Origin of the sequence: Sphingomonas sp. OTU376, assembly GCF_038440415.1 — a bacterium.
Classification (GTDB): Bacteria; Pseudomonadota; Alphaproteobacteria; order Sphingomonadales; family Sphingomonadaceae; genus Sphingomonas; species Sphingomonas kyeonggiensis_A.
Genome location: NZ_JASATQ010000064.1, coordinates 20827 through 29088, shown reverse-complemented (window position 1 = coordinate 29088; position 8262 = coordinate 20827). Strand labels below are relative to the sequence as shown.

The following is an 8262-nucleotide window of genomic DNA, read 5'->3' as shown; positions in this document are numbered from 1 at the left end:
AAAACCATTGATCTTTCCCCCCGCTTGCCCGAAGCGGTCGGCAACTTAGCAACAGGTTGGCCCATGTCCATCGAACCTTCCCCGCTCGCGCTGCCCTTCCCCGCCCTGCCGGTGATCCCCGGCGTGACCACGCGCGTGGCGCGGGCGCGCTACAAGAACTGGGACCGCTGCGACCTGACCTTTGTCGAGCTGGCGCCGGGCACGGCGGTGGCAGGCGTGCTGACCAGCAGCAAATGCCCGTCGCCGGAGGTGGAATGGTGCCGCAAGGCGCTGCCGCTGGGCACCGCACGGGCGCTTGTGGTCAATGCCGGCAACTCCAACGCCTTCACCGGCAATCGCGGCCGCGCCGCCGTGGAGGCGATCGCCGCCCGCGCCGCCGCGCATCTCGGCTGCCAGCCCTCCGACGTGTTCGTCGCCTCCACCGGCGTGATCGGCGTGCCGCTGCCGATCGACAAGGCCGAGGCCGGGCTCGACAACGCCTTCACCGCCGAGCCGTGCGGCTGGGAGGACGCCGCCGCGACGATCATGACCACCGACACCTTCGCCAAGGGCGCAGTGACCCGCGCGGTGGTGGGCGGCAAGACCGTGCAGCTGGCGGGGATCATCAAGGGATCGGGCATGATCGCGCCGGACATGGCGACGATGCTCGGCTTCATCTTCACCGATGCGGCGGTCGACCCCGCCTTCCTGCAGACCGCGCTGAGCGACGCCAATGGCAAGAGCTTCTCGTGCATCACCGTGGACGGCGACACCTCGACCAGCGACACCGTGCTGGCCTTCGCCACCGGCAGCGCGGGCAACGCGGTGCTGGCGAGCGACGAGGATGCGGGCGCCGACGCCTTCCGGGCCGCGCTCAAGGACCTTTGCCACCAGCTGGCGCTGCTCGTCGTGCGCGACGGTGAAGGCGCGCAGAAGCTGATCGAGATCACGGTGGAAGGCGCCGAGAGCGACGCGAGCGCCCACCGCATCGCGATGTCGATCGCCAATTCGCCGCTGGTGAAGACCGCGATCGCCGGCGAGGACGCCAATTGGGGTCGCGTGGTGATGGCCGTGGGCAAGGCGGGCGAGCCTGCCGAGCGCGACAAGCTGGCGATCCGCTTCGGGGCCACCCAGGTGGCCCGCGATGGGCTGGCGGTGGAAGGCTATGACGAGGCGCCGGTTGCCGAGCACCTCAAGGGCCGCGAGATCGAAGTCGGGGTCGAGCTCGGGCTGGGCGAAGGCCGCGCCACCGTGTGGACCTGCGACCTGACGCACGGATACATCTCGATCAACGCGGATTACCGCAGCTGATCGGCGGGCTCCCGGTCCAGCTCCTGCCGGACCGGGATGCAATCAGCTCAGAGCTTGCTCTGCACCCACTGCTTGATCGCGCTCTTCGGCATTGCGCCGACCTGGGTGGCGGCCGGCTGGCCGTCCTTGAACAGGATCATCGTGGGGATGCCGCGCACGCCATACTTGGTCGGGGCATCGGGATTCTCGTCGATGTCGATCTTGATGATCTGCACCTGATCGGCCAGCTCCTCGCCGAGTTCCTCGAGCGCGGGGGCGATCATCTTGCAGGGGCCGCACCACTCCGCCCAGAAATCGACGAGCACGGGCTTGCCGGACTCGAGAACGTCGGTTGCGAATGTGGCGTCGGTGGTAGCCTTGGTGGCCATGGAAGAACTCCTGATACGATGTCGGGGTCTAATCTATGATCGACCCGCGCAGGGTCAAGCGCGCAGGGCCAAGCTTTGCTCCGTGGGCACGAAGCCGGGCTTGTGCGCCGCCAGCACCTCCTCGGGCAGCAGATGGAGGACCGGGCCCGCCGCGTAGAGCAACCCGGCCTCGACCGTGCGCCCGGGAAAAATCACCCTGAGCGCAGCGACATAGGCGGCCATCTGGCGGAGGTGATAGGGCGGGATCTCGGCCAGTGTCGCGGGGGCGCGGCGGCCGGTCTTGAAGTCGATCACCCGGACATTCTCCGGCGTGACCACGAGCCGATCGACCGTGCCGGAGACGACCACGCCCTCTCCCACCACGGCCGCGATCGGGGCCTCGCCGAGGGAATCAGGTCCGAAAAGCGCGGCGAAATCGGGGTTCTCGGTGACGCCCAGGGCTGCCGTGACCAGTTCCGCCCTGAGGGCGGCATCGGCCACGCCCCCCGCCCCGGCCAGCCAGCGCTCGGCTGCGGCATGGCGATCCGAAGGGCTAACCGACGGCAATCGCTCGAAAAGCGCATGGAGGAGACGGCCGCGTTCGGCGGCTGCGCGCAGCGCCGGCGTGGGGGGCGGATCGGCGACCGCGTCGTCACCCAAGGACGAGGGCGCGAGGGGGCGCGGCGGGCGGGCTTCCTCGGGGGCCGGGCGGCGGGCCCAGTCGGGGAGGACCGCGACTTCGGTGGCGACCTCGGCCGGGCGCGGCTTCACCGCCACCGGCGGCTGGGGCTTCAAGCCTCTGAATTCGCGTACTTCTCCCTCGGGCACGCCGAGCGCGTCGAGCGCGGCGGCGCTGGCGGCGTACCAACTCTTTGCCGGGGGCACGCCCTTGGCCATCGGGCCCAAAGCCCCGGCAACGACCAGCTTTTCCTCGGCGCGGGTGGCGGCCACATAGAATAGACGCCAATGTTCACTAAGTTCACGCGCATCGGCCGTTTCGATGACTTCGGCCAGCACGCCGCGCTCAGCGGCGCGGGGCCGGAAGATCGGCAGCTTTCCGGACGCACCAGACGGTTCCCATCCCAGAAAGTCACGCGGGGAGCGCGTGGGATCGACGGTGGCGTCCGCAAGGATGACCAAAGGCGCCTGCAGGCCCTTGGCGCCGTGGGCGGTCATCACCCGTACCGCCGCCTGGGGCTGGGCCGCATCGCGGACGATCTCGACATCGCCGCGATCGAACCAGTCGAGGAATCGCTGCAAGGACGGGGTCGCAACCTTTTCGAAGTTGAGCGTCGCATTGAGCAGTTCTTCGATCGGATCGCGGGCTTCCTCGCCCAACCGGCGCAACAGCTTGCGGCGACCATCCAGCGGACCGGAAAGTAGTTCTTCCAGAAAGCGATAGGGGGTGGCGATGTCAGCGCGTGCGAGGAGTGCATAGAGCGGCGCCAGACGCTCCTCGGGCTGCGTCCGGCGCAGGTGACGCCAGAGTCCGCCACTGGTGCGGACAGAAGCGTCCATTAGCTCCTCCTGCGTCCAGCCGATCAAGGGGGACACGAGCAGGGAGGCGAGCGACAGATCGTCCTCTGGCTGGAGCGCGAAGCGGATCGCGGCGAGCAGGTCCTGCACCGCCAAAGGCGCATTCAGCCGCAGGCGATCGACGCCGGCCACCGGCACGCCCTCGGCATAGAGCCGCGCGACGATCAGCGAGGCCAGCTCGCCGCGGCGCTTGACCAGGATCATCACATCCTCGGGCTGGAGCGGACGACCCTTGCTCTCCAGCATCATGCCGCCCTGCCACCATTCGCGGACCTGCCGCGCGATGCGCCCGGCCAGCTCGCGCGTGGCATCGCTGACCCATTCCTCCTCGTCCGCCTCGCTGCCGCCCTCGGTGACCGGCGGCCAGAGCGTGACGGTGCCGGGGCCGGGCACTTCGCTGGCATGTTCCTGGCTGTCCGACAGCTCGCCCATGCCGGGCGCGGGCAGCGCGCCGAGCGCGGCATCGACGAATTCGAGCACCGGCCGGGTCGAGCGGAAGCTGTGGGTGAGCGACAGCTCCTCGACTTCGCGGGGCTCGGGCTTGTCCTCGTCGAATTCGTAGTCGGGATCGGCCTCGACCCGCGACAGCGCGAGGAAACGCTCGAAGGCGGCGCGGAAGAAGATCGGATCGGTGCCCTGGAAGCCGAAGATCGCCTGCTTGTAGTCGCCGACGGTGAACAGCGTGCGCATCGTCGTGGCGCGGACGCCCTCGCCGACAAAGAACTCGTCGGCGATCGCGCTGACGATTGCCCATTGCTGGGGATTGGTGTCCTGCGCCTCGTCGATCAGGACATGCTCGGTCGCGGTATCGAGCTTGAAGCGCACCCACTCGCCCATGCCCGGCTCGGCGAGCAGCGCGACCGTGCGGTGGATAAGGTCGTTGAAGTCGACCGCGCCGAGGCGGCGCTTCGCCTGGCCATAGGTCTCGGCATAGACGCGGCCGGCCTCCAGCCCGCGGGCGAGCAGGTCCGCGTACGCCGCCTGGGTCTTCATGCCGAGCAGCTGGCTGCAGCTGTCGAACAGCCGCATGGCGTAGTCGGCGTAAGACGGGTCCTGCGGCGCCTGCCCCTTGCCGAAGGAGCGCGGCTCGCCCTTGGCGGTGGCCCAGATCGAATGGAGATCGGCAAGGCTGGCGGCGCGGGCCTCCGGGCTCCTGCCGAGCCAGGCTGCGGCGATGTCGGCGCGCTCGAGCCCCCTGCCCGTGCCCCAATCCGCGTTCATCACGGTGAGCGCGCGCAGGCTGGCCAGGTCGAACGCGTCGTCGGCGCACCGGCGGGCGATCTCGGCGTCCACGTCTCCGAGCGGCAGGCCAAGGGCTTCGCGCAGATAGGGCTGGATCAGGATCGGCAGTGCGGCAAGCGCTTCGCCTTCGCGGGCGCAGGCCTTGAGGAAATCCTCGGCCTTGCCCTCGCCCAGCCGCAGCGACAGCGCGCCGACCGCATCGACGATCCAGCCGCGGCCGTCGCGCTCGGCATCGACCAGCATCTCGGCCAGCGCCTCGCGGGAGAGCACGGCTTCCTCGCGCTGGTCGAGCGGGCGGAAACCGGGGACAAGGCCGGCTTCCATCGGGAAGGCGGCGAGCAGCGACTGGCAGAAGCTGTGGATCGTCTGGATGCGGATGCCGCCGCCCGGCGCGTCGAGCACCTTGGCGAAGAGCTGGCGGGCCTTTTCGCGGCCCGCGGGCGAGATGTTCTCGCCCAGCGCTTCGAGGTCGGCGGCGAGTTCGGCGTCCGACGCGCGCACCCAGCGGGCGAGCCGACTGGTGATCCGCTCGGACATTTCCGCCGCGCCCGCCTTGGTGAAGGTGAGGCAGAGGATCGCGCCGGGATCGGTGCCGCCGAGCAGCAGCCGCCAGACGCGCGCCGCGAGCACCTGGGTCTTGCCGGTGCCGGCCGAGGCGGAGAGCCAGATATGTCGGCCGGGATCGCTGGCGGCCTTCTGGTTGCCCTTGAGTTTGTGGAGGGGGCGGACTTCAGACATTTTCGGTACCTTCGGTCACCCTCACCCTTCCCATCGCTGGCGCGATGGGCCCCTTCCCGCTCCCAAGGGGAGCGGGAGAGAAATCCCTCTCCCTTTGGGAGAGGGAGGGAGCCGCCAAAGGCGGCGGAAGGGTGAGGCTTGAGCGCAACTCACTCACGGCCATACCATTCGTCGAGCCGCATCAGCTGGTCATACTCGGCATAGGGCGCATATTCGGGGTGGAGCTTGGCGGTGAAGGGCTCGTCGCCGGTGAGCCACCTGCGGACCGCATCGCCGAACTCGCGGGCGGCGATCGTGACGAAATCCTCGACCGGGATCGGCTCCTTCTTCTTGGGATCGACGGGGCTGTCGACATAGCCGAAGCCGCCGGTGCGCGGGGAGCGGGCGAGCGACCAGTACTCAAAGGCACGCGCGATGCCCTCGATGTCGGCAAACCCGCCACGCTCGGCGATCAGGCCGAGCAGACCCAATTGCAGGCTGAACCCGGCGCGGACGGCGCGGGTGCTGGGAGGCTGGCCGGTCTTGTAGTCGATGATCGCGAGGCTGCCATCGGCCAGGCGATCGATGCGATCGAACTTGCCGCGCAGCTTCACCCCTTCGAACTCGATATCGCCGTCGAGCTCGACCGCGAGCACCTTGCGGTCCGGGTTCTCGGCGATCTGGCGGGCGATCCAGTCGATCGCTTCCATCAGGCGCGGCTGCCAGAGCGCGCGCATCATCGGATGGGTGCGCTCATCGACCAGCATCGCCTCGGCGCGGGCACGGAGCCTGGCCGGATCGCAATTATCGAGCTCGAACCATTTCTGAAGAACGTCATGTACTGCCGTGCCCCTCCACGCCGCGCTGGGATCGGCATCGACCGGATCGAGCGGCGCGAGCTTGAGCATGCGGCGGGCGTAAAAGGCATAGGGATCGGCCTTCAACCGATCGACTTCGGTGACCGAGATCGCCTTGGGGCGGGCTTCCACCGGAGGCTTTGGCGCAGGCTGCTTGGCGTACTCATGGATGCCGGGATTGTCGATTGCGCGAACCCAGGCGGCGAGATCGGGCGCGCGATCGAGGCCTCCGGACAGTGCTTCGAGGCGCAGCCAGAAGCGCGACGCAATCGTCGGCGCGGTAGCGTCGCGCCGGGCGCGGGTGAGCAGCACTTCGGGGGCGCCGAGCGCGCCGGCAAGGTCATGCGCGGCGAGGCCGATGCGGCGTTCGAGGCCGGGCAGATCGAGCTCGGCGCGGATGCGCGGGGCGAGCCAGGGGTCGGGCGCGGGCAGACTTGGCCAGACGCCTTCGTTGAGGCCCGACAGGATCATCAGGTCGGCGGTCTGCAGGCGCGCTTCGAGCTGGCCGAGAATGGCGAGGCGCGGATGGCCGCCCTGGGGCGGGCGCACCGCGATGCCGTCCATCAGCGTGCGCAGCATCGGAGCGAGCGTGTCGGGTTCGGCGCGCTGGGGCCCGTCGACGGCTTCGCGTTCGAGATCGTCGAGCAGGGTGGCGGCGGCGCGGCCCTCGGTGCGGCTCCATAGCGCGTCGCCGCCCAGGGCCTGTGCGGCTTCGCGGAGCGCGGCGAGGAGTGCGGGGATCGGCTGGGTGCCGGCGCCGAATGCGGCTTCGAGCGGAGCGAGCAGTGCCTTGGCGGTGGGCCACCAGGCCTGGGCGGCCTTGCGGATGGGGCCGTCCCTGCCCTCCTGCTCCGCCAGATGGCGGTCGATGCCGGCGAGGTCCGGCGCGGGGCGCGGGCCGCGCAGGGCGCGATCGAGCAGGCGGGCGCCTTCCAGCCATTCCGGCCGGGTCTCCGGCATCACCAGCGGGTGCTTGAGCAGGGTGAGCAGCGGCAGCGGGGCGAAGCGCTGGGCGGCAGCATCGGCGAGCGCGAGCAGCAAGGTGCCGGGCGGCAGGATCGAGAGCGGCTGGCCGGCGGAATCGTCGACGGTGATGCCCCAGCGGGCGCAGTGCGCGGCGACGCGGCGGGCAAGCGCGCGGTCCGGCGTGACCAGGGCGGCGGTGCGCTCGGGGGTCTCCAGCACCTGGCGGAGCGCCAGCGCGATCGCCTGGGCTTCCTCGGCGGGCGTGGCGACTTCGAGGACGCGGACGCCGTCGAGCCGGCGCTCATGCTCGGGCAGCGTGGTCCAGCCATGGGTGAGTTCGGGCGGCTGCATCGCCGAGGCGATCGCCTTGCTGCGCGAGGGCGCGGCGTCATGCTCGCTGGCGAACATCCACGGATCGAACTCGCTGCGGTGGACCGACATGCGCTCGAGCAGGAGCTTGAGGTGGAATTGCGGGTGGGTCTCGAGGTTGCGCTTGCGGCGACCGGTGACGGGATCGGGCGCGTGCGGGCCGAGCATGTCCCACTCGGCCTCCGAGATGGCGATGGCGAGATCGGGGAGGACGACCATGCCGTGGGGCAGCCCGGCGACGACGCGCTGGAGCCGGGCGATGGCGGGCGCGCTGGCGGTGATGCCGGCGGCGCAGACAAAACCTTGCGGCGGATTGGCGGTCCAGCGCTTCGCCACCTTGTCGATCAGCCTCCGGCGGCGATCGGCGAGATCGATGCGGCCGAGCCGGGCGAGTTCGCCGGGCCAGCGCTCGAGGACGATGCGGAACAGGTTGAGCGACTTGTCCCAATGGCTCTGCAACTCGCCTTCGAACTTGAGATCGGTCAGGCGGGTGAGCGGGACTTCCTCGATCAGCAGCTGGTCGAGCGTCTCGGCAAGCTCGCCGGCGAGGCGGACGGCTTCGGCGGCGTCGTGGCGGGGTTCGGCCTGCTGGATGAGGCGCGCGAGGATGAGCTGGCGCTGGAGCGGGGTGACCGCGGGGGGCACGGGATCGGGATCGGCGGCGGCATCGAACACCGCTTCGTCGAGCTCGGGATCGCCGACCGCGACGAGGCGGGGCAGCAGCAGGCCGCCGCCGCTGGCGCGGACGAACGCGTCCTGGATCGCCTTCTTGGCGCGGTTGTTGGGGAGCAGGACGAGGCCGCGGGCGAGGCCCATCGGGTCGCTACCGAAGCGCTGAATCAGCCCGTTCGCCAGCGCATCCGCGAAGGCGCGGTGCGGGGGGATGGTGTAGAGGTGGAGGGCGTCGGGCATGGGTTCGGGAAAGCCTAGAGCATCGC

At 70.0% G+C, this 8262-nt stretch carries 4 protein-coding genes; 1 reads left to right on the top strand and 3 read right to left on the bottom strand.

The window, feature by feature from the left end:
* Positions 1-63: 63 nt before the first annotated feature.
* Positions 64-1290: a bifunctional glutamate N-acetyltransferase/amino-acid acetyltransferase ArgJ gene (gene argJ / locus AAHM44_RS20385; protein WP_342251122.1), complete on the top strand. Its 1227-nt coding sequence runs from the start codon at positions 64-66 to the stop codon at positions 1288-1290.
* A gap of 47 nt (positions 1291-1337) precedes the next feature.
* On the opposite strand, the gene trxA is transcribed toward argJ, so the two are convergent.
* From trxA to addB, 3 genes are all read right to left on the bottom strand, one after another.
* Positions 1338-1658, bottom strand: a complete 321-nt coding sequence (gene trxA / locus AAHM44_RS20380) for a thioredoxin (protein WP_184167254.1) — start codon at positions 1656-1658, stop codon at positions 1338-1340.
* A gap of 54 nt (positions 1659-1712) precedes the next feature.
* Positions 1713-5153 carry a double-strand break repair helicase AddA gene (addA, locus tag AAHM44_RS20375; RefSeq protein WP_342251121.1) on the bottom strand — a complete coding sequence of 1147 codons (3441 nt, stop codon included), beginning with the start codon at positions 5151-5153 and terminating at the stop codon, positions 1713-1715.
* Between the two features lie 149 nt (positions 5154-5302).
* The gene (gene addB, locus AAHM44_RS20370; protein ID WP_342251120.1) at positions 5303-8236 is read right to left on the bottom strand and encodes a double-strand break repair protein AddB; all 2934 of its coding nucleotides are present in this window, start codon (positions 8234-8236) and stop codon (positions 5303-5305) included.
* Between the last annotated feature and the right edge of the window lie 26 nt (positions 8237-8262).